The organism is Vibrio sp. 1069, from assembly GCF_033340555.1.
Genome location: NZ_JAWOWP010000295.1, coordinates 1 through 759 on the forward strand (window position 1 = coordinate 1; position 759 = coordinate 759).

A 759-nucleotide genomic window follows, 5' to 3' on the forward strand; every position below is an offset into this window, starting at 1 on the left:
TGGTAAAGGCAAGTTGGGTGGAACTGGTTGACCTCTAAGTTCGCCACTCGACAGCCAGCTCGCCACGCGATAGCAATACCATCACCCGATGAGACATCAGGGTTAGAGGTGTATTGATAAACCTTTGACGCGCCACCTGTCGCTAGAACCACAAATTTGGCGCGCACGGTTTCTACGTGCTCTTCGTTTCGGTTCCAGATATAGGCACCGATGACTTTGTTTTTATCACCGCCGATTTTATCTTCAGTGATCAAGTCCAGAGCGTTGTGGCGTTCAAGAACATGAATATTGGGATGGTTGTGGGCGTTGTCCTGCAATGAGGTTTGCATTGCCATACCGGTTGCGTCTGCGGCGTGCAGAATACGGCGGCGGCTGTGGCCACCTTCGCGGGTTAGGTGGTAACGAGGTTCATCGTCAGAATCATCGTCTTCACGGTCAAACGGTACACCGCCGTCAATCAGCCATTGCACACATTCTTTTGAGTGTTCTGCAATGAATCTCACGGTCTCTTCGTCGCAGATACCATCCCCGGCAATTTGGGTATCTTCAACGTGCGACTCAATGGTGTCGGATTCATCGAACACAGCGGCGATACCGCCTTGAGCGTAGTAAGTTGCCCCTTCGCTGCGCGGTCCTTTGCTAAGTACCATTACTTTACAGTGGTTTGCGACACGTAAAGCCAACGACAAGCCCGCAGCGCCACTCCCTACCACTAACACATCACATTCATGTTCACGATTTGTGTTCATATAACTTTTA

Annotated in this window: 1 protein-coding gene; it reads right to left on the bottom strand. The window is 50.7% G+C overall.

Annotation, left to right across the window (positions count from 1 at the left end):
• Window positions 1–749: FAD-dependent oxidoreductase (locus R7040_RS26095; RefSeq protein ID WP_318097523.1), on the bottom strand; the 749-nt coding region annotated here is incomplete at its 3' end.
• Between the last annotated feature and the right edge of the window lie 10 nt (window positions 750–759).